The sequence below is a fragment of the Caballeronia sordidicola genome, from assembly GCF_002220365.1.
GTDB lineage: Bacteria > Pseudomonadota > Gammaproteobacteria > Burkholderiales > Burkholderiaceae > Caballeronia > Caballeronia sordidicola_C.
On the sequence record NZ_MTHB01000078.1, the window covers coordinates 1 to 24,971 of the forward strand.

At 57.2% G+C, this 24,971-nt stretch carries 24 protein-coding genes and 1 pseudogene; 13 read left to right on the plus strand and 12 right to left on the minus strand.

Going from position 1 to position 24,971, the window contains the following annotated elements; genetic code table 11:
- Positions 1-166 precede the first annotated feature (166 nt).
- From ltrA to BSU04_RS13015, 3 genes are all read left to right on the plus strand, one after another.
- Positions 167-1,555 carry a group II intron reverse transcriptase/maturase gene (gene ltrA, locus BSU04_RS13005; RefSeq protein ID WP_089160986.1) on the plus strand — a complete coding sequence of 463 codons (1,389 nt, stop codon included), beginning with the start codon at positions 167-169 and terminating at the stop codon, positions 1,553-1,555.
- A 179-nt stretch (positions 1,556-1,734) separates the two neighbouring features.
- The gene (locus tag BSU04_RS13010; protein ID WP_256982642.1) at positions 1,735-1,923 is read left to right on the plus strand and encodes a hypothetical protein; all 189 of its coding nucleotides are present in this window, start codon (positions 1,735-1,737) and stop codon (positions 1,921-1,923) included.
- Between the two features lie 464 nt (positions 1,924-2,387).
- Positions 2,388-3,824: a CoA transferase gene (locus BSU04_RS13015; protein ID WP_256982643.1), complete on the plus strand. Its 1,437-nt coding sequence runs from the start codon at positions 2,388-2,390 to the stop codon at positions 3,822-3,824.
- On the opposite strand, the gene BSU04_RS13020 is transcribed toward BSU04_RS13015, so the two are convergent.
- Entirely contained in the window at positions 3,787-4,083 is a 297-nt protein-coding gene (locus BSU04_RS13020) for a hypothetical protein (RefSeq protein ID WP_089160987.1), read from the minus strand. The genes BSU04_RS13015 and BSU04_RS13020 overlap by 38 nt on opposite strands.
- Positions 4,049-5,179 carry an IS630 family transposase gene (locus BSU04_RS13025; RefSeq protein ID WP_089160988.1) on the minus strand — a complete coding sequence of 377 codons (1,131 nt, stop codon included), beginning with the start codon at positions 5,177-5,179 and terminating at the stop codon, positions 4,049-4,051. The genes BSU04_RS13020 and BSU04_RS13025 overlap by 35 nt, the downstream gene beginning before the upstream one ends.
- 351 nt (positions 5,180-5,530) lie before the next feature.
- Here BSU04_RS13025 and BSU04_RS47565 point away from each other — a divergent pair.
- Positions 5,531-5,635, plus strand: a pseudogene (locus tag BSU04_RS47565) (GTP-binding protein); the annotation flags it as partial.
- Positions 5,636-5,719: 84 nt separating this feature from the next.
- Here the strand turns inward: BSU04_RS47565 and BSU04_RS13035 are convergent.
- From BSU04_RS13035 to BSU04_RS13070, 8 genes are all read right to left on the minus strand, one after another.
- A complete protein-coding gene (locus BSU04_RS13035) occupies positions 5,720-8,092 on the minus strand; it encodes a PIG-L family deacetylase (protein ID WP_089160990.1) in 2,373 nt (790 codons plus the stop codon).
- Between the two features lie 73 nt (positions 8,093-8,165).
- Positions 8,166-9,347, minus strand: coding sequence for a nickel/cobalt transporter (locus BSU04_RS13040; protein WP_089160991.1), 1,182 nt, complete (start codon positions 9,345-9,347; stop codon positions 8,166-8,168).
- A complete protein-coding gene (locus tag BSU04_RS13045) occupies positions 9,341-9,943 on the minus strand; it encodes a DUF1007 family protein (RefSeq protein ID WP_256982651.1) in 603 nt (200 codons plus the stop codon). The genes BSU04_RS13040 and BSU04_RS13045 overlap by 7 nt, the downstream gene beginning before the upstream one ends.
- A gap of 320 nt (positions 9,944-10,263) precedes the next feature.
- Positions 10,264-10,992 (minus strand): energy transducer TonB, encoded by a 729-nt coding sequence (locus BSU04_RS13050; RefSeq protein WP_256982645.1) that lies wholly within the window; start codon positions 10,990-10,992, stop codon positions 10,264-10,266.
- 4 nt (positions 10,993-10,996) lie between these two features.
- Positions 10,997-11,395, minus strand: coding sequence for an ExbD/TolR family protein (locus tag BSU04_RS13055; RefSeq protein WP_089160993.1), 399 nt, complete (start codon positions 11,393-11,395; stop codon positions 10,997-10,999).
- A complete protein-coding gene (locus tag BSU04_RS13060) occupies positions 11,392-11,985 on the minus strand; it encodes a MotA/TolQ/ExbB proton channel family protein (protein ID WP_089160994.1) in 594 nt (197 codons plus the stop codon). The genes BSU04_RS13055 and BSU04_RS13060 overlap by 4 nt, the downstream gene beginning before the upstream one ends.
- 20 nt (positions 11,986-12,005) lie before the next feature.
- Entirely contained in the window at positions 12,006-14,360 is a 2,355-nt protein-coding gene (locus tag BSU04_RS13065) for a TonB-dependent receptor (protein WP_089160995.1), read from the minus strand.
- A 134-nt stretch (positions 14,361-14,494) separates the two neighbouring features.
- Positions 14,495-14,959 carry a Fur family transcriptional regulator gene (locus BSU04_RS13070; protein ID WP_089160996.1) on the minus strand — a complete coding sequence of 155 codons (465 nt, stop codon included), beginning with the start codon at positions 14,957-14,959 and terminating at the stop codon, positions 14,495-14,497.
- Between the two features lie 54 nt (positions 14,960-15,013).
- Between BSU04_RS13070 and BSU04_RS48785 the strand changes: the two genes are divergently transcribed.
- The 9 genes from BSU04_RS48785 to BSU04_RS13110 all read left to right on the plus strand — a co-directional run bounded on the left by BSU04_RS48785 (position 15,014) and on the right by BSU04_RS13110 (position 23,584).
- The gene (locus BSU04_RS48785) at positions 15,014-15,349 is read left to right on the plus strand and encodes a GTP-binding protein (protein WP_144021219.1); all 336 of its coding nucleotides are present in this window, start codon (positions 15,014-15,016) and stop codon (positions 15,347-15,349) included.
- Entirely contained in the window at positions 15,342-16,388 is a 1,047-nt protein-coding gene (locus BSU04_RS13075; RefSeq protein WP_256982646.1) for a metal ABC transporter solute-binding protein, Zn/Mn family, read from the plus strand. The genes BSU04_RS48785 and BSU04_RS13075 overlap by 8 nt, the downstream gene beginning before the upstream one ends.
- A gap of 5 nt (positions 16,389-16,393) precedes the next feature.
- A complete protein-coding gene (locus tag BSU04_RS13080; protein WP_089161006.1) occupies positions 16,394-17,215 on the plus strand; it encodes a metal ABC transporter ATP-binding protein in 822 nt (273 codons plus the stop codon).
- Positions 17,216-17,221: 6 nt separating this feature from the next.
- Positions 17,222-18,190, plus strand: a complete 969-nt coding sequence (locus BSU04_RS13085) for a metal ABC transporter permease (RefSeq protein ID WP_089160997.1) — start codon at positions 17,222-17,224, stop codon at positions 18,188-18,190.
- 2 nt (positions 18,191-18,192) lie between these two features.
- Positions 18,193-19,011: a metal ABC transporter permease gene (locus BSU04_RS13090; RefSeq protein ID WP_089160998.1), complete on the plus strand. Its 819-nt coding sequence runs from the start codon at positions 18,193-18,195 to the stop codon at positions 19,009-19,011.
- Between the two features lie 163 nt (positions 19,012-19,174).
- Entirely contained in the window at positions 19,175-19,495 is a 321-nt protein-coding gene (locus tag BSU04_RS13095; RefSeq protein ID WP_089160999.1) for a hypothetical protein, read from the plus strand.
- A 253-nt stretch (positions 19,496-19,748) separates the two neighbouring features.
- A complete protein-coding gene (locus BSU04_RS47570) occupies positions 19,749-21,098 on the plus strand; it encodes a CobW family GTP-binding protein (RefSeq protein WP_089161000.1) in 1,350 nt (449 codons plus the stop codon).
- Positions 21,095-22,120 (plus strand): WD40 repeat domain-containing protein, encoded by a 1,026-nt coding sequence (locus tag BSU04_RS13105; protein ID WP_179258306.1) that lies wholly within the window; start codon positions 21,095-21,097, stop codon positions 22,118-22,120. Before BSU04_RS47570 ends, BSU04_RS13105 begins: the two co-directional genes overlap by 4 nt.
- 804 nt (positions 22,121-22,924) lie before the next feature.
- Positions 22,925-23,584: a carbonic anhydrase gene (locus BSU04_RS13110; RefSeq protein ID WP_089161002.1), complete on the plus strand. Its 660-nt coding sequence runs from the start codon at positions 22,925-22,927 to the stop codon at positions 23,582-23,584.
- Between the two features lie 169 nt (positions 23,585-23,753).
- On the opposite strand, the gene BSU04_RS13115 is transcribed toward BSU04_RS13110, so the two are convergent.
- Together BSU04_RS13115 and BSU04_RS13120 are read right to left on the minus strand one after the other, a co-directional pair.
- Complete coding sequence (locus BSU04_RS13115) at positions 23,754-23,945, minus strand: hypothetical protein (RefSeq protein WP_373452827.1); 192 nt, start codon at positions 23,943-23,945, stop codon at positions 23,754-23,756.
- A 178-nt stretch (positions 23,946-24,123) separates the two neighbouring features.
- Entirely contained in the window at positions 24,124-24,681 is a 558-nt protein-coding gene (locus BSU04_RS13120; RefSeq protein WP_256982649.1) for a site-specific integrase, read from the minus strand.
- Positions 24,682-24,971 lie beyond the last annotated feature (290 nt).

The following is a 24,971-nucleotide window of genomic DNA, read 5'->3' on the forward strand; positions in this document are numbered from 1 at the left end:
CCAGTCGCTGCGCCGGGGTAGTGGCGACAGCATGTACACAAGGAAAGCGCACGCAACACGGGAAGTCCCTTGGCGTGGTCAGGGATGATCAACCGGACGCCCGTGAGGGACAGGCCGGGCGCCTTGGGATGACGGAGAGGCTCGTAGTACCGTTGAAGCCGGTGTAATGCTGGTGGAGGGAAGGGGCCTCAGTTCAAGACAGACGCAATACGTAGTGAGGACGTGGAGATTGGGCAACCTATCAACTCCGATTCGTGTTCAGAAGCTGCAGATGGCGTTACACGCGAAAGCGAAGGCAGAAGCCGGGCATCGCTTCTACGCTCTGTACGACAAGGTCTATCGTGATGACGTGCTGGCGCATGCGTACGCCAAGTGTCGCTCGAACAGGGGCGCGCCGGGTGTCGATCGGCAAGACTTCGCGGAGGTCGAAGCGTACGGGGTGCAGAAGTGGCTCGGCGAACTGGCGCTTGCGCTCAGGCAGGAGAGTTACCGGCCGCACCCTATCAGGCGAGTGTTTATCCCGAAGGCCAATGGCAAACTGAGGCCACTGGGCATCTCGACCTTGCGGGATCGGGTGTGCATGACAGCAGCGATGCTGGTGCTCGAACCGATCTTCGAAGCCGACCTTCCACCCGAGCAGTACGCCTACCGGCCGGGCCGCAATGCCCAGCAAGCGGTAGTCGAGGTGGAGGAACTGCTGTTTCGCGGTCACACGGACGTCGTTGATGCCGACCTTGCGGACTACTTCGGAAGTATTCCACACGCCGAATTGATGTTGTCGCTCGCGCGACGCATCGTTGACCGGCGTGTGCTGCATCTGATCAAGATGTGGCTGGAGTGCTCCGTTGAAGAAACCGATCACCGAGGCCGGAAGACGCGTACGACCGAGGCCAGGGACAGCAGGCGAGGCATTCCGCAAGGCTCACCCATCTCACCACTGCTGGCGAATATTTACATGCGTCGGTTTGTGTTGGCATGGAAGAAGCTCGGGCTTGAGCGAAGTCTTGGCAGTCAAATCGTGACCTACGCGGACGATCTGGTGATCCTGTGCAAGCGAGGCAAAGCTGAAGAAGCCTTGCTGCGATTGCGCGAGATCATGGGCAAGCTGAAGCTGACGGTCAACGAGGAGAAGACACGAATCTGCAAGGTGCCGGAAGGCGAATTCGACTTCCTGGGTTTTACGTTTGGGCGGATGTACTCAGCGACAACGGGTCAGGCCCGTATGGGTTTGCGGCCGTCGAAGAAGAGTATCCGGCGCATGGTCGAAAAGATTCATGCACTGACCGCCCTTAAGACGGCATGGCAAGAGACCACGGCGATGGTGGGCAAATTGAATCGCACGTTACGGGGCTGGGCGAACTACTTCCAGGTAGGCAGCGTTAGCCGCGCATACCGTGCGCTCGACAGCTACACTGCGACGCGGTTGCGCCGGTGGCTACGCAACAAGCATAAGCTCAGGCGACGCAGGGGCGGGGGCTATCCACTCCCGCACCTCTACGGGCACTTCGGGCTCGTACGTCTGAGCGCACGCGGGGGCGTAGCTTGGCGTGTGTGAAGGCGTGATGTCTTGTCCGAGAGCCCAGTGCGGGAGATCTGCACGCTGGGTTCGATGAGCGGGATGTGGAAACGGGGTTAGGGCTAAGTTACTCGGGCACCGCCAAACGAAAGGGGCGGCAACAGACAAACCGAACCTACTGCTACCGCGCCACATCTCGACTCTACCACGGGGTAGCCTTGGCACGCTCGTCGCTGGTTGAGCGGATGCTGGCATCGGGGCAACTGATCGCGCCATTTAAGGCCCGATTCCCGACCAGTGAGGCCTTCTATCTGGTCTATTCCCCGCACAGCACCGTCAATCCGGATGCAGTTTCGTTCGCCGCCTGGCTGATCGAGGAGGCCCGCGCAGCGCGCAGCCACGATTAATTCTGCAGGGATTTTTCTCGGCGCCTCCCGTTCAAGAAAAGTGTTCGTGAGTTCAGACTGACAGGATGGGTTGCAGCTTGATGTGTCGCCTTGCTGCTGCCGGACCCGCTGCGGCCCGGATTGAATCCGCTGACTTGCTTCTCCCTTGCCCTCGCGCGCTCGACCGTTCTTCGACCAACTCAGATTGAGCGAATTCGGGCGCGTTCTCTTTCTTGTCATCCCATTCGAACACTGTGAGATCAAACGGAACGTGACACGCCCCGGTGGCCACGACGCATCTGCTGCAACGGATGAGCTCGTTCGTTAAGCCATAAAAAAAACGACCCCATTGGTCATTTTTTTATTGCTTTCGCTATCTTCGATTTTTCTCGAAAGTACGTCTAAATCTTCACCTCAGCGGGTCTCGTTCCCAGGAAGTCGTTCTTCTTGCGGAAGCTCATCCGCAACAACGAACTAAGTGAGACATGCGAAAAAGCGCCCAACTGCCCCTGCGCGGGGTGAAAGTCATCGACTTTGGTCAATACATCGCCGGCCCCGCCGTGACCATGATTCTTGCGGATCTGGGCGCCACCGTCATTCACATCGACCCGCCCTCCGGTCCGCTGTGGAGCAGTCCGGCCAACGCAGTGCTGAACCGCAACAAGCACTGTCTGCAACTCGATCTGAAATCTGCGCAAGGCTTACAACAAGCCAAGGAATTGATCTCTCGTTCAGACATCGTGGTCGAGAATTTCAGGCCGGACGTGATGGCGGGACTTGGTTTGGAATTCGCCGCGCTGCGCCGCGAGCGTCCCGAGTTGATCACGCTTTCCATCCCGGGTTTCGCCAGTAACGACGAATTGCGCCGCGACTGGCGGGCGCTTGAGCCGATTATCGCGGCGGCCTCTGGCGTGTTCACGGACATGGGCCAAAACCGCGTGCTGATGGGGATCAATCCGAGCTTCTCTCCTCTACCGCTGGCGTCCGCCTACGGCACCATGCTGGCCGTATCCGCCGTCGTGCTAGCCCTGCAAGCACGGCAGCGAAGCGGTTTGGGGGATGAGATCGAGGTACCGCTCGCCTCCGCGGTGATGGAGGGCCTCTCATATAACTCCATCAAGATCGAGGGTTATCCCGAACGTTACAAGACGCTGCGTGAAAGAGAGATCGAGCGGCGGCGTGTCGAAAGCCGGCCGATGAACCTCAGCTACGAAGACTTGCAAGAGTATCTCGACCCCTTCTATCGCAGCTACGAATGCGCGGACGGACGCAGATTCTACGCGGTCTGCCCTTCGCATCGCTCTCATGCCAAGCGTTGTCTCCAGGCCCTCGGGCTGTATGAGGAGATGCTCGCTGCTGGCCTGCCCGAGGTCGACGACCCCTACCTGCCCAAGGCCGAGTGGGAAGGCGAAGCCTCACTGGGTGTTTACCCGCTACCGGAGCACTGGACGGCCCGTATTTCGGCGCGCATGAAAGAGGTGTTCCTGACCAAAACAGCCTCCGAGTGGGAGAAGATCTTTGGCGAGGGCCGGTTCCCCGGTGCGGCGCACCGTTCCACTCAGGAGTGGTTGCATGACGATCACGCCAACACTGCGGGTCTGGTCGTCGACGTGAACGACAGCCAGTACGGTCAAATGAAACAACCGGGGCCTATCGCGTGGCTGGAAGACAGTGCCGAATTGATGCTGTCGCCAAGGTCACGTCGCACAGTGAGCCTCAGGGACGCTTTGGCAATCCTCGATGATTGCGAAACCGGATCGCTGCCAAAGCCGTGCGGGCAAACTCCAGGCGGCTGGCTTGATGGTATTCGTGTCCTCGATCTGACCAATGTCATTGCCGGCCCACATTCGACATCGTATCTAGTACAACATCCCTCAAATAGCTTTAAATATCTGGATCGAGATACGGGGCCAGCAAGCTGACCACCAAGTCAGTGGTTTCGGCGAGGTTGCCGATACCAGGCAATGGCTCCCAGCGGCCAGTGTGGCTGCGAAATGCCGACGTGTAGGTGTTACGGCCAACCTCGGTCAGGCGGGCCACGGTGTCGACCGTGTCGTCGCGTTTCATCTGAATGAGCAGATGCTTGCCATAGGGCTTGACCGTGGCCTGATCGTGGCCGGTCAGCGTGGCGAGTTGGCACTGGAGCTCAGCGGCCTTTCTTTGGGCGTCGAACGTTGGCATCGTCTTTGAACCTCAGGGGTTCGCCAGTTTGCAACTCAAAGCCGGCGAATGTCCATTTGAATGGTTTGGGGGCGTGATTGCGTTGCGCGACGAAGGCTTCGGTGCGCTGGCGCAGGTGCTCGATGGAGACATGGCTCGCGTGACGCAAGACCCGTCGCGAGTAGATACCGAACAGCAACTCGATCTGGTTGACCCAGCTCGCATGCAGTGGCGTGAAGTGAAAGACAAACCGCTGATCGTGGCGGGCGTTGAACTCATTCCATACAGTCTGCGCGCGGTGGGTGTTGAGGTTGTCCCACACGACATGCACCCGGCCCTTGGGATAAGCCAGCGCGACCTGCTCCATAAAGGCCACGAGATCGGCCTGGGTACGCCGATCCGTGCAACTGCCGATGACTCGCCCCGAGTGCACATCCAGCGCGGCGGTGAGGGCCTGCGTGCCGTGGCGGATGTATTCAAACTCGCGGCGCCGCGCGCGCCCGGATTGTGGCGCGCGGTCGGCGTGTTTGCGCTCGATGGCCTGGATCCCTGTCTTCTCGTCGATCGACAGCACGACCGAGCCCTTGGGAGCCTGGCGGTACAGTGCGCAGATCTCGTTGACCTTCTGTCGGAACTGGGGGTCGGGGCTGTGCAGCCACTGCTTGACCCGGTGCGGACGCAAATCGCCCGCTTGCAAGATTCGTTGCAAATGACTGCGGCTGATCTGCTTGGTCACGCCGCGCTCGATCGCACGCTCAACCAGTTCGTCCAGCGTCGGTGTCGCGCGGCCGTCTGGTTCTGCCGGTTCGCATGCCAAGGCAAGCAACTCGAGTCGTTGCGCCTCACCGATACGCCTCGGACGGCCCGGACGCGACACCTCCTGCAAGCCTTCGACGCCCTGACGCACGAGGCGAGTACGCCAATGCGAGACGGTTTGCACCGACACGCCGAGCGCCTGCGCAATTGCCGTCGTGGACTCGCCTCGGTGAGCCATCAGCGCAATCTGCGCTCGCATCACTTGCCGCTGCTCCGCCGTACCGCGTCGGGTCAACAACTCAAGCGATTTACGCTCCTCTCGAGATAGTTTGATTACCTGCGCTTGTCGTCCGCGTCCCATGCAGTCGAGTTTACTTGTACTTCTTTTTTATTGAAAGATAGTTCAGGGATGTTGTACTAGGGCGCTGACCGGTTCTGCGCCCGCCAAAGCTCGAACGGCCATCATCTTGCGTTCGTTGGTAGCCAGTTTTGTGGGGGCAGCGCAAACGGATTGATTCATGGGGGCGTGGCGTCGAAAATGGGGCCACATTATCCCGCATTATCTTCGCCCCTCGCATGTGTAACGCAGCTTTGAACCTCGCCCAACTTTGTTATGTCGTATCTACATGGGCGTTCGTCTGGGAAGGGCGACTTGCGCCCCACATTTCCTCTCATGCGACACTGAAAGTGAAAAAATGATTACCGACATCGCATCCCCGTCACAGTCCTGACCGGTTTTTTCGGTTCCGAAAAAACCATTCTGCGTAATCACATTTTGAGCAAACAACACGGCATGCGGGTCGCCGTGATCGAGAACGGTTCTCAGTGGAAAGCTGCTGGACACCTTGAATGTCCAGCTCGCGATGGTTTCACGAAACATCCCGTATGCCTTCCTACCCATTCATTGCGATAGCTTATCGATCCATAGCGCTTCGGAAAACAAACCGGGCAGGTCGCCCCAAATCTGCGCTGGCGTCATTTTGAAAGAAGCATCCAGATCGTAACCAATGAGACTTGGCGCGCCTCCAGTGAAAAAAAATCCTCCGAGCTTCGCATTCGCGCGCTTGAAGAGCATCAGTGTTTCACCGTGGCCACGCCGCACAAGCGCAGGAACAGCGTCGGTGTAAGACGACTCATGAAGGTCGCCAACTTTGACCGGGTCGCCATATAACGGACCGCCCTTCATCCGCCATACATTGATATCGGGCCCATCGCCGTGTGGCTGTAGCACCACCAGATCGTCGATACCATCACCGTCCACATCGCCCGCAACCACTTTGGCGAACGCGGGGGCGAACTCTGCGTACGTGTTGCCGCGCAAGTGACCGGCGAATCCGCTGCCCGTACTTCTAAGTTGCGTCACAGCCATCGCCGAATTCACTGTTTCGATCGCGATTAAGCCTGTGTGATCCGATTGCGCCACGTACGCCGGCAGGAAGCGCGCATTGGCGCGAAGTCCGCTTGATTTCATCCAAAGCGCCGGCGCATGCCCGGTCAAGCCCTCGCTACCGATGACCCAGAGATCAAGCGTAGCATCGCTGCGTTTTTGCGCGATCATCACGCCGGCCCGGCCGCTGCCATTGAAGTCTCCGGCAACATATTGCTGTGCACTGGCAGGCGTTAGCGCGGAGGTAGTCTGGTACCAGAGACGAGGCTGTTCGAAGCGCGTGCCGGTGCTGCGCATCAGCCAAAAACCCGTGCCGCCGTTGCGCGGTCCAATCACCATCAGGTCGTCGCGGCCCGTGCCTTCGAAGTCACCAAGGAGAAAACGCACGCTGTCGAAGCAGAGCGTATCACCGCCACAGGTGGGGCTGCCGGCGTGCGCGTTGAACGGCACGGCGTTCAGGTACCACGGCGCCGCAGTCGGCAACCGCGACATGCCTGCTACCCAGACGTTGAAACCTGGTCCATCCCGGCGACGTTGGATATAAACCGTACTAACCGGTTTCTCACCATTCACAGTGCCTCGAACATGGCCGTACATGGCCCCTTCCTGGCGCAGGTCAGTCCATTGCGAATGAGACGTAGGAGCCCATCGCGATTCCGCGGTCAACAACGAGCAATGCCCAGCCGCTAGCGCTCCGTTATGTGCTGCGAGACAATGTCCGAGCGGCGTGTACACCAGTCCAAAATCCCACGGCGTCCATTTTTGGGCCGCCTCGTCTTTATTGCAGGGCTCTTCAATCAGGGCGCCGCCGCGCTCGGCCACGCATTGCCGCGTGGATTCATCGACGAGTTGTGAGTTGTTCTTTGTGCCTGGCATGGCCGGGACCGGTTGCCAGTGCCAGTCCTGTCTCTCTGCGCCCGAGCAACCGGCGAGCGTCGGCTTGCCGCTCATGCCGGTCGAGGTGAGGCACTGGCTCGAATACTCGTTGACCAAATTGCTCGAACGCGGGCGGAACTCCAGCCCGGTGGCACTTGAACTCGACTCGGTCCAGTAACGACGCGCCACCCAGTTGCCGTCCCACTGATACTCGCCGAAGACATGCTCGCCGTTGTCGTCGCCGTCGATAGCGAAGTATGACGCCACGTCATCGCGCTTCATCTGCGTTTCGCCGGCGCTCAGGTTCTTTGGCATGCCAGCAGTGGGATACGTGACGTGATAACCAATCGGAATGTTTCGGTTGAGGCTTTGAGCAACTACGCGTGTAATGCGTGCGGAATAGATGTGATCGGGATGTTCAATGAACGGCACGGTGTCCGGGTTGAGCGCGTAGATCTCGGTCGCTCGCGCGAGGATTTGCTTGAGCGTTGCGACTGTTTCCGCGCGGTCGTAGTGCGTGACATTGGAATCGTCGTTATTGATAGGATAGGTGTTGATGGTCTCGCCCTGGTCCCACATCAGGCCCAGCGGTACCTTGCCGCCGCGTACGGCACCACCCGGCATCCGCAGTTCCAGCAAGGTCACCCTCGGCTGTTGTTTCAGCACCATCTGGTGCACAGGTCTGCCGGCAAACATGACTGTCGATTCGATCCAATCATCCTTCACTCCTGCCATGCGCGCATAGGCGAGGCGCGTGCCTTTCTCGCGCAGCTTCACGTAGTCGAAATTCGCTCCGTTAGCGCCGCCGATCAGATGGACGGTCGTGACGCACCAGCCCGCCTGAAGCTTGTCGCTGATGCCCGGATTGACGAAGAGCAAATCGTCGTCGAGGTGGGCAACGACAGTGACAAGCGTGCCGGCATTGCAATCGGCTGCACGGGCGTTCATTGGCGCAAACAACGCGCTCATTGCGATGATCAAAAGCAATAGCGCAGCAGCCGATGTCTGCATCCGACGGCATCTTTGCATTACAGCCCCTATAAAACTTTTTTGGTTTTTCTCTACGTAGCCGCTTCGTCAGAGCTTACGCAAGCGATGCAGCCTGCGTCCCGGACACTAGCGCAAAGACTTGCCATGCTGCGAACGCTGTAATAAAAATAGCGCCAGCAAGCGCCAGGCCGAAACGAATTTGACCAACTTTCAGTCGCCTAAAAACGGCCGCATTCGACACCATCCGGTTCACGGATAGACCCGTTATTCCGATAGCGAGCACTGTACAAGCGACACCCGCACCCATTGCCAGGGACGCAAGCACCCCGACGAAATACATGTGGTTGGCGAGGGCCGCAATCAACACAAAGATTGCGCCAACGCACGGACGTACACCGACCGCAATGCCTGTCAGAAACATCCGACGGTGAGCCTGGGACGCATCGCGCTTAAAACTAATCGTGGCCCGGCTTGGGCGTGAACGCTTTTGAGCGACGGTCGCGCCGAGATACGCGCCAGGATAGCTGGCCTCGTCCTGGTCGCCCAAAGCGCTTTCGCTTCCCTGAACGTCCAGACGTCTCCTCGGAATAAGCGCAACGCGATCCGTGTCACAACAATCGCGCCGCGTCAAAATCGCCCAAAACGACCAGACGCCCACGCAGAGCAGCGCAATGTAGCTTGCCAGTTCAAGGCTCGACGCCCGCGTCAATACGTTCGGCAGTCCTTCGCGCGATAGCCATGCCGCGCCACTGACAAGGACAATCGCGGACAAGGACTGCACCAACGCGCTCCATCCGCTAAGTAAAGCGGCATCGATGAAACGTGCCCGGCGGGATGCCAAATAAGCACTGACCACGAGCTTGCCGTGCCCGGGTCCCAGCGCATGCAATGCCCCATAGGCAAATGAACACAGCATGACAATCCAGATGGCGAACAGGCCGGAGCCATCGCGCTCATCTGCTAGCGTCTCCTGCACTTTCTCATTTAACCTGCTTTGCAAATGGATACTGGCAGTAACGGCATCGCGGATGATCGAGGGCATGGCGGCAACCGATTGTTGCGGCGCATCTGTCGTGTTCGCCGCGCTTGGCGCACCAGTCGACGTGCGTCCGAACAGGTCAATGGGTTGAACGGGTTGAACGGGTTGAGCGGGTTGAGCGGGTTGAGCGGATTCAGCAATAGCCCAATGCGTAGCAAGCGTCAGAGCGGCGGCGAAGCATAAGCCAATGATTTTGCGATGTTTGCCATCGCGACGGTGAGCGAAGCAGGTCAGCACGACAGTTTGCTCGCTTCCGGAAAGACCGTGCCGCCAAAGATAGGATGGTCGCGGTCCTCGTACGCCACTGCCCTGCAGTTGCTCGAAGAGCCGGCATTGAGCGTCACCATAGGTTGCGCCGCGCTTTCAAAGTCCACAAAAAATGTATCGTCCCATACACCGAGTGTCACTCGCTCACGCTTCATGTCCACTGGCTTTCCAAGCGGCAACAAAAACCGGTAAACAATGCGACCCTGTTCAATACTGACACTAAAGTTGCGCGTCTCACCTATTGCAACTGGCTTGCCATCGACAAAAACGTGCGTGAAATAATTTGAGCTCTTGAGCATTGAGAACGCTTGTGCTTTGAACGTCGCAGTGTAGTCCGGGTTTAGCAGGCCTGATTTGGGCATTCCAGAAAAGTCGCCGATCATCGAAAATGGAAAGCCGCGTGAGAAAACCCAGGTTTGCTGTAAGGCAACGAGCGACGTACCCTGCATTTGGGCGACCATTGAATAGCTGATCCACACGTGCGGATGCGCCTCGACCGAAACGGAAATAGTCGCAAGTGCGAGGGTACAACATGCATACACCAGGACGTGCAAAGCTCGACGCATAAACGCCACTAATAAATCCTTAACAGGTCGGCGAGGTCGCCGCAAACGGGTTGAATCAATAATCACGTTTCGCGAAAAAAACGCTGACGCGCTCCAGTTAGGGCGCGGTATCGTGCGACCCACAAAAGCATGCGGCGCATACGGCTGGTGCGTATACTCATTCTTACACCCTCATCGCATCTATCCTCACGCGAGATCATTAGCGCAGCGCTTTGCTAAGCTTGCATGTCCACCTGGCCGTTGTCCGCTCGCTCTTCGCGCGGCGTTGTATCTTCTCCGCTGTCGCCGAAACATTGTAAATCGCATCAGATCGAAACGGATCAATCGACATTGAAGTGCACGCGAATATCTTGCCGGCTTTCGACGGGATGGCCGCCTTCCATAGCAGGGAAAAACCGCCATTTGCGTAGCGCTTCAAGGAGCAGTTGATTTAAGCGTGGATACGAAGTCGGCTTAAGTAGTTCAACATCCACCGAGCCGTCTACGTGAACTGAGAAACGCGCCAATGCCTCGGCGCGGTAAGCGGTTTCCCGCAGGTCATCCGGAACAACGGGCAGGGGCTGTGTTAAAGCACGTGCGGTTGAACCAAGAGCCGGGGTAACCGCCGGCGTCAGCGCCGGCGGACCTTCGTGTTTGCTCGTGAGGTCGTTTGTCTGCGGCGCAATCGACGGTGCAGACTCTTTCGGAGGTAAGGCTGGAGCGTTTGACGGTGCACTAACCTTGTGCTCTGCCTGAATGGGTGACGCCGCAGCGTGCTTGGTTTTCGGTAACGTCCTCGGCTTTAAGGATGGTTTATCCGAGGGAGCCGAGGGAGCCGAGGGCGCAGCTGTCAGTCGCGCTTGGAGCGCTTCCGGTGGTTTAACTGGTGGCGGATCAATGATCACCGCGCGCATCTCAAGAGGAAGCGTTGCCACGGAATCGGATGTCGGTATGCTTGAAAGACGCGCTATCATCTGCGCCAAGAAGAAAAACCATGTGATCGCTCCGATACTGAGCGCGCAGGCAAGGCGAATACCGGGCGCATCGAGCATTAATCCAATGCGTCGCATCGTTCTATTCACGATGAACCGCAATCAGAAAATGCTCGGCGCCTGCACGGCTCGCGGCAAGCATTGCTTGGACGACGATTCCATGTCCTGCAGCATCGTCTGCCGAAACGACGACGTTGTGGTCGGGTTTCAACCGTCTTTTGATCTCTTGTTCAATTTGATCGGGTCGGACGCTTTGCTTATCGACGAAAATCGCATTGGATCGATCCACTGACAAGGTCAAGGGCTGATCTTCAGACAGTTGCTGGGCCGCTCCAGACGGCAAATTGACTTTCACCGCATCGAGACGTTGCATGGCAAGCGACGCAAGCATGAAGGTCGCCAGCAGGAAGAACATCACATCGATCATCGGAATAATCTCGATACGCCCACGCCGGGCGGCCCGAGAGCGCTTAAACTTCATGTCGCGGCCTCTAGGGTTTCTTGATCGAGCCTGATCTCGGCGAGCTTTTCGGTGGCGAACGCTTCGAGGTCATCCATCATGCGTTCAAGGCGACGCGAGAAGTAATTGAACGCGAAAAGCGCGATTAACGCTACTACAAGCCCGATCGCTGTGGCGACAAGCGATTGCGCGACGCCGCCCGTCACGCCTCCCGGATTCACGAGGCCCTGACCGCCAAACAGCTGAAACGAATGCATCATGCCCACGATGGTGCCAAGTAACCCAAGCAACGGCGCCGCAGTCACGATCGTTTCAAGCACCCATAATCCTCGACCCATGTCACGCTCGATGTGAACGGCCGCTGCCTGTGCCTTTGCTTCCCGAAGCCAAATCGGTGTTGCGCCATTGCCCGTAATAGCTTCCGCAACCCGTCTAAAGGCGTTCCCGCGAGGCACTGTGACAAGATTTTGCTCTGAGTAGCTTGAAAAGCGGGCAAAGACGTACGCGCGGTCCAAAATAATTGCGATGGCTAAAACGGCGAGTACGGTCAGCGGATACACCACCCAACCGCCGACCCGCATCGCGGCGATAAAAGCGCTCCAGTCCTGCATTTTTCACGACCCTCGAACAATTAGAAATGCTTGGTGAGACCAGCGTAGACGGCTAAGTGAGGGCCGTACTGTGGCGCGCCTACACCAATGCCCGAGCCGTCCCGTAGTTCGTACACCCGGTTGAAAGCATTCACCAGCAGCAGGCGCGCATCAAACTTTCCAATCAGCGGTTCGCTGAAATTAAAGTGATGAATAACGCCGAGGTTGACCTGCGTGTAGACGGGCAGGCGATCTGTATTTGCGAATCCGCTACGCAAGCCGCTGCCCACAATTCCATCGAATGTAAAAACGGTGGCGCCCAACTGGTATGCACCACCGAACGATGCGGTCACGCGCTGGTCGTGATCCAGGAAGACATAGTGGTTGGAAATGAATACAAGCTCGTCAGGCCCAAAATTGAACTGCGCAGAATTGATGTTTTTACCCTGCGCGCGGCTAAACGCGAGGTTCATGTACGCAGATACATTATCTTGCTTATAGTTGGCCGTGAACTCGACGCCGTAGTCACGCCCAGTCTCATAGTTGAACGGGGTAAATATCAGTGCCGTACCGAATTGTCCTTCATCAAGCAGATCGGTCGACTTTTTATAGTAGGCATCGATCCCAACTGTCAATGCGGAGCTTAGCCGTTGCGTCACGCCGAGATCGAAGTAGTGGCTGCGCTCGGGCTTCACAGGGTCATTCTGGCTGGATGTCTGGGCAGTCGTTCCTGCATAACGCGCGATGTCGGACCCAGAAACCAGTTCGAAAGCCGGGGGGGTGAAATAGCGTGAATATCCCGCGTGTACGGTCGTCGAAGGCGTGAGGGTGTAGACGAGGCCAATTCGCGGGCTGAGCTGGCTGTTGCTCACATACTCGTCCATCTTGTCATACCGCAATCCGTAATTGATCGTCAGCTTGTCGGTAAGCTTCCACTCGTCCTGGACATAGGCGCTATACAAATAGCCTGTTTTGCTGCTGGAGTTCGGAATATTGATCGGTTGATCCGAGAGCTGGTTGCCATCATCGTCTGCGGGGAAAACATTCAGATCGTTGTTGAACACGGCGTGTTCCTGCTGAAAGAAGATGCCCGCACGCAGGGTGTGCTTCTCGTTTAATCGATAGGTCGTGTCAACTTGCACACCGTTAGCTGTGTCGCTGTGGAAGTCACTGGCTGCCACGCCGTTATACAACAGGTCACCGACCGGATCGGGGTTGAATTGGGTGCGCGAGTAGCGAGTAAACAGCGCCACCTGATAATCCAGCGCACCGCCGTTGGTGCCTTGCAGCGCAACGACCGCAAACTGATTGAGTTCCGACTGCGTCTCGTTAAGCTTGCTCGAATCAAAATTTGTATTGCCGTTCAGCGTGAACGCGGTCGGCAGGCCTGCTGTATTGGGAATCTCGAACTGATTGCTAGTGGTACCAAAGATGAGACTCACGCGCGTCAGTGGGTTAATGATGTAAGACATCATGCCAAAGGCGTCACCCTGGCGCGTGTGGTCGTGGATCGCGCTGGCGCTGCTGCTAGGGTTTTCGATACCAAGATTGTTTTCGCCCACCGAGCCGCTAAAGTAGTAACTGAACGGCCCTTGGCTACCAAATACATCGCCACTGGTTTTGATCGTTTGATGACTGCCACCAAAAACGTCGAGCGTCCCGCCGTTGCCCGTGTCCCCAGTCTTGGTACGGATGTCGACGATGCCTGCTGTGCGATAACCGTACTGAGCGGGGAGCGCCCCCGTCAAAAAGTTCATCTGATCGATAATGCGCGAATCAAGCGACTGTCCAAAGCCACTGATGGGCTCAGGGATGATGACACCGTTAATACGATATTGAAGGTTCGCGTGATCGCCCCGCACGTGCAGTTGCCCGTAAGAGTCACTCGCCACACCGGGCGCTTGTAGCAGTATCTGGTTTAGCGGCGTATTTTGGCCGGCGGGCAAAGTATCGATGTCCGTCTGGCTAAAACGATACACGCTGCTGCCCGTCTCCGGCTGCAGGCCGTTGCGGGCTTGGTCAAGCCGCTTTGCATTGATCTGCACGTCGATCGCATCGCTCTTGTTGAGTGCGAGCGTTACCGATGCGTCAGTGCCTGCGGAGGTAGTCGCAATGCTTGTGGCACTTGAATAGCCCGCAGCCGCGACGGCCACTGCGTACGTTCCCGGCGGGACGTGAGCCACCGAGAAATGGCCAATTGCATCTGTCTTTGCTTCGGCAACCGGCGCCCCGTTTGCGTTTTGCAAAACCACATTCGCATTCTTGACAGGCTTGCCCGCGCTGTCTTTGACCGACCCGGCTACAGTGCTGTCAGCGGCTTGTGCATGCGCCTGCTGGGCGAAAGCCTGGGCAAATAAAACCAGCGCCGCGTGCGCAATGAGGGTGCGATTTTTCATCGGTCTTGAGAAGAAGATTAAGGATCGGTTCGCGCGCACACATACCTGTAACTACGCCCGAAGGAAACACACGTGAATATTTTGTGCAATGATATATTATTGCGTATGCCACGCAAATCCTATTTGCGTTTTAGCTAAAAACTGTTGCTGTTTTCGCCAACGCCGGCGTCCGTACACACTTGGCAGATGCCCTTGACCTCTGTCTCCTGACCGACGATCAAAAAATGGGAGTCGTGCGCTGCTGTAACGAGAGCCGTGTGAAGCACATCGTCATGCACGAGCATAATTGCGCCGCAGTGGGTGCAGACCATGACGACTTGGTGGCGCCCATCAGCGCGCTCAGAAATGATGAAGGTGCTGGTGGTTGCAATGCGTCGCACATCGCCTCGTTCAATGAGGTAATGAAGCGCCCGGTAAATGGTGGCAGGTGCTGCCGATTTTTTTTCAGCACTCAGATCGGCCACCAGCTCGTACGCGGTCGCTTGGCCGCCGCGGGCTTTGATAAGTGCCAACACGTGCTGGCGCAATGGCGTGAGATGTTCTTTAGCATTTTTGCTAAACCCATACGCTGGAGCAACTGATGTTTGCTTCGCTTGCACGAGTTTTCCGGAATAAAGTTAGATTCGCGTTAGGCAATGATATAACATTACTCAATGCCGAATCTATTCTCGATCAAAAGTCATGCGCCCTCTTCCCGTGACGGTTCTTTCCGGGTTCCTGCGAACAATGGCAGACCGACGCCGAAAAACCCGAGCGTCATCCAGAACCGGTCAAGCGTTCGGTCCAGGGATCGCCAGCAGACGTTGGTTGTCATCGGGACAGGACTTAACGAGATCGCCCTACGCAGCGGGTTTGACCATTGCCTGCCGAGCGACGCGGAACTTGAGCGTGGAGCCCGCCGTTGGAGCACCAACGATGATCCGTTCTGCATCGGCCGGTGCAGAAGCACGCTCATTCCGAGCAGGCTGAAGCTTGCGTCCCTTGCTTGATCAAAAACAAACCTCTACTCATCGATCGAATATCACAACGAAGATGCTCAACATTCTCTTTCAAAATGAAGCGCCGTGGACCGTAAAGCACAAACACGAAGGCCTCGCGCTCTTCCAGCGGCGCGCGTTACTTGGCGTCTTGGCAACGCTATTTATCAGCGCAGTCCACTCTGGCGCAGCAATGGCCGCCACGCAGGCGGGCACGATCAACGCGATAGGAGTTGAGAACGAGTATGCCGATGTGATCTCCCAGATCGGCGGCAAGTATGTTCAGGTGAGCGCGATCGAGACGGATCCGAGCACCGATCCCCATACCTTCGAAATCAGTCCAAAGATCGCAGCGCAAATCGCGACAACTGATCTAATAGTCAAGAACGGCGTGGGCTACGACGCATGGGCTGAAAAAATTATTGCTGCGGCGCCCAACAGCAAGCGCAAGGTGATCGACGTGCAGCATCTGCTTGGCATACCGGACAAGACTCGTAATCCGCATCTTTGGTATGACCCAAGAACGATGCCGATCGTTGCCAAAGCAATAGCGGACGATCTGGCCGCCTTGCAGCCTGCACAGGCCGAATACTTTCATGCGAACCTGAAAAAATTCGACGACTCCCTCAAACCTTGGGTGGAGGCGATTGCCTTATTCAAGGCGAAGTATCCCAAAACGCCAGTGGCAGCGACCGAGCCGGTTGCGAACTACATGCTTGAGGCGGCGGGTGTCGAGATCGCGACACCATTCAGCTTGCAAGCGGCAATCATGAACGGCACTGACCCGTCGCCGCAGGACGTCACCACGCAAAATAAGCTCTTCGCAGACCACAAAGTGAAGGTCTTCGTCTACAACCAGCAGGTCACCAGTTCGTTGACCCAATCGTTCCTAGCGCTCGCCAAGAAAAACAATGTTCCCGTCGTCGGTGTCTACGAAACAATGCCAACGCCAGGATTTACCTATCAGTCTTGGATGCTTGCCGAAGTGAACGCGTTGCAAAAGGCTGTGGCCAACAAGGTCTCGACCGAAACGCTAAAAGCGGGAAAGTGATCGACATGCATCGTGGGGAGGAGGTACTTACGATAGACGGGCTGAGCGTCACGTTTGCGGGTAATTGCGTTCTTCACGAAGTGGGGTTTAGCTTACAGGCGGGGGAGTTTTGCGGTTTGATCGGTTCAAACGGGTCCGGAAAAACCACTTTGTTACGCACGATTCTCGGATTTCAGGCTCAAAGCGCGGGCGTGGTCAAAATAACCGGCCGTAGAGGCCTGTCCTCGGTTGGCTATGTGCCACAGAAGATTGTGCTCGACCCGTATCTTCCCATGCGCGGCCGGGACCTTGTTTCCTTGGGCCTTGATGGACATTTACTCGGCCTGCCCTTTCCTTCAAAAAAGCGATCCCGTTTGGTCGATGACATGCTAAGCGCTGTTGATGCGCGGGCGTTTGCCGATCAGCGGGTCGGAGACCTTTCAGGCGGGCAGCAGCAGCGCATTCTCATCGCTCATGCGCTCGTCCGGCGTCCCCGGCTGCTCTTGCTGGACGAGCCGCTTGCAAACCTCGACCTTAAAAGTGTCGCCGAGATCGTTGCCCTTCTACGCCAGTTGTGCTCCGAGCACGGAATCGCAATGCTCTTGTCCGCGCACGACATGAATCCGCTAATGTCTGCGATGGATAAAATCGTGTATCTGGCCAAGGGCCGCGCTGCAAGCGGCGTAACGCACGAAGTTGTGCGCGAGGACGTGTTGAGCGAGCTATACGGCTACCACATCGATGTCATTCGGGTGCACGGCCGGGTGCTGGTGATCGCAGCGGGAACGCGAGAAGAGATGCTTGCCGCAGTCGAGCGGGATCCGATACATGTTGCGTCGATCTCCTAGGCTTCTATGACATCATCCGCCGCATCTATACTCGCCGCGATCGTCAACACGATTTTCCAGCCTGGCTTTTTCGAAAACGAGCCGGTTTATACCGCATTAGTCGTCGGCGGGGGCGCCGCCATCGTGTCAGCCATAGTTGGAGTCTTTACGGTGATGCGAGGGCAATCCTTTGCTGGGCATGCACTATCAGACGTCAGTAGCGCAGGAGGTGCAGCATCCTTCCTTCTTGGGATCAACCCGTTAATCGGATTCTTGACCATGGGGCTGCTCGCCGCCGGCGCAATGGAAATGGTCCACGTGCGCAACGTTCGCGAACGTGATCTTGTGACCGGTATCGTAATGGGCGCGGGGCTCGGTCTGGCTGCGCTCCTTTTATATTTCGATGTCACATCCCACAGTACGACAGGTGCTGCAATCACGGTGATGTTCGGATCGATGTTTGCAATTCCCGAGGCGATCATCCCTCTTGCACTACTCGTCGGACTAGGGGCGTTGCTGCTGGTTACAGTCATCTACCGGCCGCTCCTTCTCAGTTCAATCGATCCAGAGCTGGCTGCTGTTCGTGGCATACCTGTTCGTTTTGTCAGTCTCTTGCATTTGTTGATGCTGGCTATGGCCGTTGCATTGTCGGCGATTGCCGTCGGAGCAATTTTATCGACTGCGCTTCTCATCGGGCCGCCCGCGATTGCACTGCGGCTGGTCAAGCGTCCCGGTCAAGCGATCGTGACTGCCGTGGTGATCGGCGTAGGCTCGACGTGGGCAGCCATACTGCTTGCCTACGACAGCTACTACTGGACACCCGGGCACGGTTGGCCGGTCAGTTTCTTCGTGGTGACGCTGATATTGATTTTCTACATTTTTGCAAGCGGTGCACGTCGCGGTAAAAAGGCGAAACAGGCGGCGCATACTCCAACGCCGACGAAATCGATGTCTTCGAGCTCGGGGCTCCGTGGCGACGCGTCAAACGGGGTGTGATTATGTTCTCGACTTTCATGCTCAATACGTGGATCGCAGCAACGCTCGTCGCGGCCGTTGCGGGGTACGTTGGTTTTTTCGTGGTGATTCGCGGCTCTTCGTTTGCAGCGCATGCGTTGCCGCTTGGGACCTTTCCGGGTGCGGCTGCGGCCAGCCTTTTGGGCGTGAACCCGCTTTATGGCTTGATGGTGTTCGCGGCGCTCGGCGTTTTTGGGATTAATCAGTTGAGTCGTCGCGGGCGACATGAAGTCGCGACGGCGCTTTGTCTGGTGACGCTGCTTGGATTGGGCGCGCTGTTTTTAAGCATGACAAGCGAGTATTCGCAAGAGGTGTTTGCGCTGCTCTTCGGTGAGGTCCTGGGCATCAGCACCAGTCAACTTGTGCCGACTGTGCTCATCAGTGCGTTCACAGTTGGCATCGCTGCACTTTTGTTTCGGCCGTTGCTTCTCGCGTCCGTTTCAGCTGAGCTTGCGCAGGCGCGGGGCGTGTCGAGTCGAAGGATGGAGGTTTCGTTCTTATGCATTCTGGCCCTAGCGACTGCCATGGCTTTACCGATTGTTGGCGCGCTTCTCGTCTTTAGTCTCATGATAGGGCCGGCCGCTGCAGCGCGCGCGTTCACAGATAGGCCAATCCTTGCTGTCAACCTGTCCGTGATAATTTCGCTTGTCGTCGTGTGGTCGTCCATCGCGCTTTCGTATGTGCTGAACTGGCCGATCGGATTTTTCGTGGGGACACTGGCTGCGATGACGTATGTGCTTGGGCGCTTGTGGACGATAACAAGAAGACACGGCCTACGGCTAAGCACGGTGGCACGAATATGATGCCAATTGCTCCTTTTAGCTAGAGGATCAGCGTTCGCGCTGATTACTAGCCTCTGGCTAGTATGGTGCAGCGCGTTGAAATGTCGGCCGTCTCATGGGCGCTTGGTCGAGGCAAATTGAATCATCTGCATGCAACTCGCATGTATCAAGAATGTGAGGGCGTATGGAAATTCAAAGCCTTAACCTTTCTGAGAACGCTCAGGTAGAGTATTTCGGCACAGTGGTTGATCATGTGTTTCGCTATACAGCGTTCGGTGTCGGCAGTATGACCGCGGAAAACGTTCAATTAACGGATTCAGCAAAACGAGTGCTCGTTGCGCTATCAACGCACTGCAGCGTGAGCGAAGGGTGGACCAAAGAGCTGACGTTTTTCCAGATCGTTGCGGCCGGGTCGGTCGCTGAACGAGTTCACGATGCGTTACACACGAGCAAGGCTCGTTCGGCAATCTTTTTTTGTTTGCCGCTCGAACGAAATTTGCTGTGAAGTTCGACGCGCCTTAAATATCAAAGCGCACGTTCATTCCAACGACGTCCACTGACACAAATTGTGGCGGCCAATTGAATAGCTTCGAATGGATCGAGCGCTACCGACAGATTTCGTCGATGTTTGTCGCGGATGCCGCCCTGCAGACGTGCTCGGGGGGTGGCGCCGTTTGGGAGCTTGGAAGATGCTGTACAACCGGAGCAAAAAGCATTAGTAATGATATAACATACCATAAATTTTGGAGGTTCAAAAAATGACTCTTGATAGCCGCGTTCCCGTCACCGTCCTGACCGGCTTTCTCGGCTCAGGAAAAACCACTTTGCTTAATCACATTTTGAGCAAACAGCACGGCATGCGCGTCGCGGTGATCGAAAACGAGTTTGGTGAGATTGGCATCGACGACGCACTTGTCATCAATGCAGACGAAGAAGTGTTTGAGATGAACAACGGCTGCATTTGCTGCACGGTTCGCGGCGACCTAATCCGCATACTTGGTAACCTGATGCGTCGACGCGACAAGTTTGACCACATTCTGGTGGAGACCACCGGCATGGCCGACCCGGGCCCCGTATCGCAGACCTTTTTCGTCGACGACGAAGTGAAGACGTCGCTACGCCTTGACGGCATCGTCACCGTCGTTGACGCGAAACATGTGTGGCAGCACCTTGAGGAGAGCAACGAGGTGCGCGAACAGATTGGCTTCGCCGACGTGATTCTCCTCAACAAGTCCGACCTCGTCGAACCCGCACAGCTCGACGAACTTGAACATCGCCTTCGGAGTATGAATGCATTGGCTCGCATTCATCGCACGGTGAACGCCGAGATCGACATCCCGACCGTGCTTGATGTCGGCGGCTTTGACCTCCAGCGCGTACTGCAGGAGCGCCCCCAATTCCTGGAACCCGAGTATCCGTTCGAGTGGGCCGGCATCTACCATTTGAAGCCCGGTATAGTTGAACTACGCTATGGCCAAGGGCCGGACGCAGAGATCGGCGCATTGCTGACGCCTGTGCAAGGCAGCGACGACACTGCCTTCGAGCGTGTGATCGAACATGCGGATAAAGCGTTTGCACGCGATCGCAAACGAGCAAAAGCCAATGGCAAAATAACACCCAGCTCTCACGTGGTAGGACTGCGCGTACCCGAGTCGGGCACCGTAACGGTCAATCTATTGATCCCGGCCGAGGGGAATTACACCCTAGTCACCGAGCATGGTCCGCAGGAGTTCGGCCTGCACCTTATTCGCGATGGCGAAACGCTCGAGCCGCTGGTCACGCGCGCGTTTAGCGCCGCACATACCCACGACGAGGAAATTACCTCGGTGGGCATTACCTTGGCTGGCGCGCTATCCGAGCGCAAGTTCAACAGCTGGCTGCAGCCGCTGCTGGCCGAGCAAGGTCAGGACATCTTCCGCTCCAAGGGCATCCTCCACTTTGCTGGTGAATCGCGGCGTGTGGTGTTTCAAGGTGTTCACATGCTGATCGACGTCAACGCCGACCGGCCTTGGAAGCTAGGCGAAACCCGACAAAGTGAGATTGTCTTCATCGGCCGCAACCTTGATCGGCAGGCACTCACCCGGGGTCTGCAAGGATGTCTCGCATGAACCGGCCGATGCGCGAGCTTCCACGCCTTGTGAACCTGTGGAACGTGCCCACTGGCGATTATGTGAACCTGCTGTGCTGGTCCCCTGACGGCAGTTTGCTGGCTATAGCCACAGCTGACGGCGCCGTCGCCGTCCATGACGGCAAGGACGGTAAGTTGCGCTGGCGGCAAAACGTTCATGGTCTGGGCACCACCGCATTGGCGTGGTCGCCTGACGGAAAGTGGTTGTCCTCTGGCGGTCAGGACAATCGGTTGTATCTGTGGTCAGCCGACGGCAGCGAGCACGAACGTCAACTGGCCGGCCGCGGCTGGGTTGCCGCACTGGCGTGGTCCGCCGACGGCGTCCTGGCGAGTATCGCGGGTCGAGAGTTAAAACTGTGGGACGAGCGCGGGCGGTTGTTGGAGTCGTTCGGCGCGGCAGACAGTACCCTCACAGGCCTCCATTGGTTGCGCGACGGACAGCTGTTGACCGCCTGCTACGGCGTGATTGCATGCTGGAAGCCCGGACATACCGATCCCATCCGGCACTATCTCTGGAAGGCGTCGCTCTTGAACTTGGCGGTGAGCCCAGACGAACGATTGATTACTGCGGGGTGCCAGGAAGGTGCGATCCACCTTTGGGATGCGGGCAGCGGTGAGGACTTCCAGATGAATGGTTATCCGACCAAGGTCCGTCAAACGTCGTGGAGCAACGACAGCCGCTACTTTGCCACCGGAGGCGGCGACGCATTAATCATCTGGGACTGCGGCGGGGCCGGTCCCCAAGGTACGGAGCCTGATTACCAGCCCGTGCATCAGGCACCGATCAGCGCTGTCTGCTTCAGTCACGGTGACACGCGCGTAGTCACTGGCGGTGAAGACGGCCGAGTTTTTGTGTACGACGCTCATGCGCGCAGACCTTTAGGAGGGCTCGCCGGCGACTCCGCAATTAGCGCTCTCGATTGGCAGCCTGGCGACGCATTGCTAGCGCTGGGCGATGCTCAAGGTAACGTACTTGTCTGTGCTATTCCAACGGTGGGATGAAGAAACGATTGGCACAGCGAGACACTGAATCATGGTGCTCCCTTTTCCAAAGAGGCAGATTTGCTTTCGTTAGCTTTTCGGCAGTGAGGCATTTTCGCGTTTTCCACGCTTTTAGCCACCAAGCGCTCGGAGGCCACTACATCTATTAGACTAATGGATTGACAGTTTTATTGTCGCAACGGCGACACTTTTGATTTGTGGCTACGACGGTGGGCAGCATGATTAGTCCGGCCGTCGGAGTAATCGACGCAATTTCCGCCCATCGCACACATCCAGACTGGACATACGGTTTTCCAGAAATCACTCCGTAACAGGCTGCGCTCATTGCGAGCACGTCAGGTGACCAATCGAGGCTCCTTCCCTAACATGCAACACGGGTCCGTTTTGCTGTCAGTGGCTTTTGATAATCTTGGCAAAGCCGCAGCAGCCGCCGCGGTTAGAACGGGAACCTGATGCCCGCGCAGTGCTGATAGCCGATGATTGGCACTCATATGCCAACGAATGTCGGCGATTTGGCCTTGGCAGTCGAACGTCTCAAAATACTGTTTACCGCGTTATCAATTCCGCATTCGATGCCGGACCATTGGAAGCTGGCGAGGCGACCCTAACTCGCCGTTCAAACTAGTGGACGATAAATTGTAGTCGCCAGAGTGATTCGGACATCCGCTTCGCTGCCCGCGGTTTAAGGGGCCGTCGTCGATTGACACCCACCCACCCCCAATGTCGCCGACAATGACGGCGACAGCGGCGCGATGGCATATCGAGCGCCAACGCCGGACACGGCATTCGACTTTGGAGGACTCCATGCGTGACATTATTGACGGCTTTCTGCGATTCCAGCGTGAGGTCTATCCGCAACGCGTCGAGCTTTTCAAGCAGCTCGCGACAACGCAAAGCCCGACGGCGCTGTTTGTGACCTGCTCGGACAGCCGTGTCGTGCCAGAGCTCCTCACCCAGCGCGAACCGGGCGAACTATTTGTGATCCGCAACGCCGGCAACATCGTGCCGTCCTATGGTCCAGAACCCGGTGGCGTCTCAGCCACCGTTGAATATGCGGTCGCAGTGCTCAAGGTGCAGGACATCGTGATCTGCGGCCACTCGGACTGCGGTGCGATGGGCGCAATTTCACGCTGTACGTGTCTTGATCATTTGCCGGCGGTTGCTAACTGGCTTCGTCACTCGGACGCCGCAAAAGCAATCAACGCAGCACATCAATTCGACACGCCTCGCGCGAAGCTTGACGGCCTTGTGCGCGAAAACGTGATCGCGCAACTGGCGAATCTGCGCACGCATCCTTCGGTGGCGCTCGCGCTCGAGCAAGGGCTCATGAATTTGCACGGGTGGGTCTACGACATCGAGATGGGTTGCATCGATGCGCTCGACGGCGAAACACGACGTTTCGTTCCACTTTCTGATTCGCCGACCACCGTTGCAGTCGCTGCGCGAAAAGAATACCTGATTTGATGGCGACAGACAGGTTGAGCGCGCTCGGATCCCCTCGGAATACTATTGCCCCAGCCAAGGTTAGCGATTCGGCATTGCCTCTGGTAAGCAAACTTCGCAGGGTTAGCGTCGTCCTACGGCCTATGCTCCGAGCATTCCATATGCCGATAAGATGCCGTCGAAGTCCGTTTTAGTGTTGGTCGTCCACCACATCGCTGAAGAGATCGGACGTCTCGCCGCTTGGTTGTGACATCGGCATTTCGCCACTTCGTACTTGACTTAGCGTTTCGTGCGGCAACCAAATTTCTTCGATGGCATCGATTCCGCACTCGATCATCTGCTGCAGAAAAAACGACTGCTTGCGCCCCGTCGTCTCGGCCAACAAACGCAGTCGTTGCTCGATCTGCGATCAATGCGCACGGCGACAACGATCAGCTTGTTTTCGGCGCTTCTTCTCACTGTGAACTCCGGTGGTGCATTTTCATTTGCGCTCGCGCATCAGCGCCGTCCTTCCAGCATTATTCCTGGATACCGGCGAGCGTCGCAGCAACGCACGTACGCTAGCTGCCGTCTTCCGAATAGTACTGAGCCGCCGCATCGAGCATGCGCTGCCGTTCGGCGCGCACATAAATAGACGTTGTCTGCAGCGAGGCGTGACCGAGAACGCGCTGGACGACGTCGATCGGCATGTCCCGAGCAACGGCCCTTGTACCGAAGGTGTGGCGAAACGCATGCGCGGAGGTTTCCAGCAATTGCGCATGGGCGTCATGCGACAAGACACCCGCCCGTAACAACTCACCGGCGAGCTGCTTCATGCCCTGCCGCACCAGCCGCGCGAGCGCATCTGGCGCATACGCCTTCTTCGCACGCGCGCGATTACCGCCATCAGATTGCACATCGGTCGGGTGTTCGCCCCGGTCGCCGTCTTCATTGCCGTGCTTGGCACGGGCGGTCAGGGTCGCGGGGATCACCAGCGGGGCGATCAGCGGCGCATCGTCGCAAGCGGCATCGAAGTTTTCACCGCGATCGGCCCAGTGCGCACGCAGCGCCCGAACCGTCGCCGCACTCACCGGCACCGTCCGCTGCCGGCGCCGCTTGCCGACCACGCTAAGTGTCAAATGACACAAAGTCGTCCGGCCCCAAAGACCAGTTTATAAGGCACAGCGGGCAGCGCTGGACAACTTTACGTCATTTTTAATTGCCACAAATTTGTCCATTTTGCTGAATTTGACCTAAAGTAGTCCAATGTCGCTGGTCCGGAATACTCGCCATGCACCCACCCGAACCCCTGCCAGTTTCCCGGCTGCCGAAGCAGACGCTTCATCATATGTGGTCGCCGAAGCTGCAACGCACACTGGTACTCACTTCGGTTAATCAAGTTCGACTCTGGGTCATGCTCGAAGCGAAT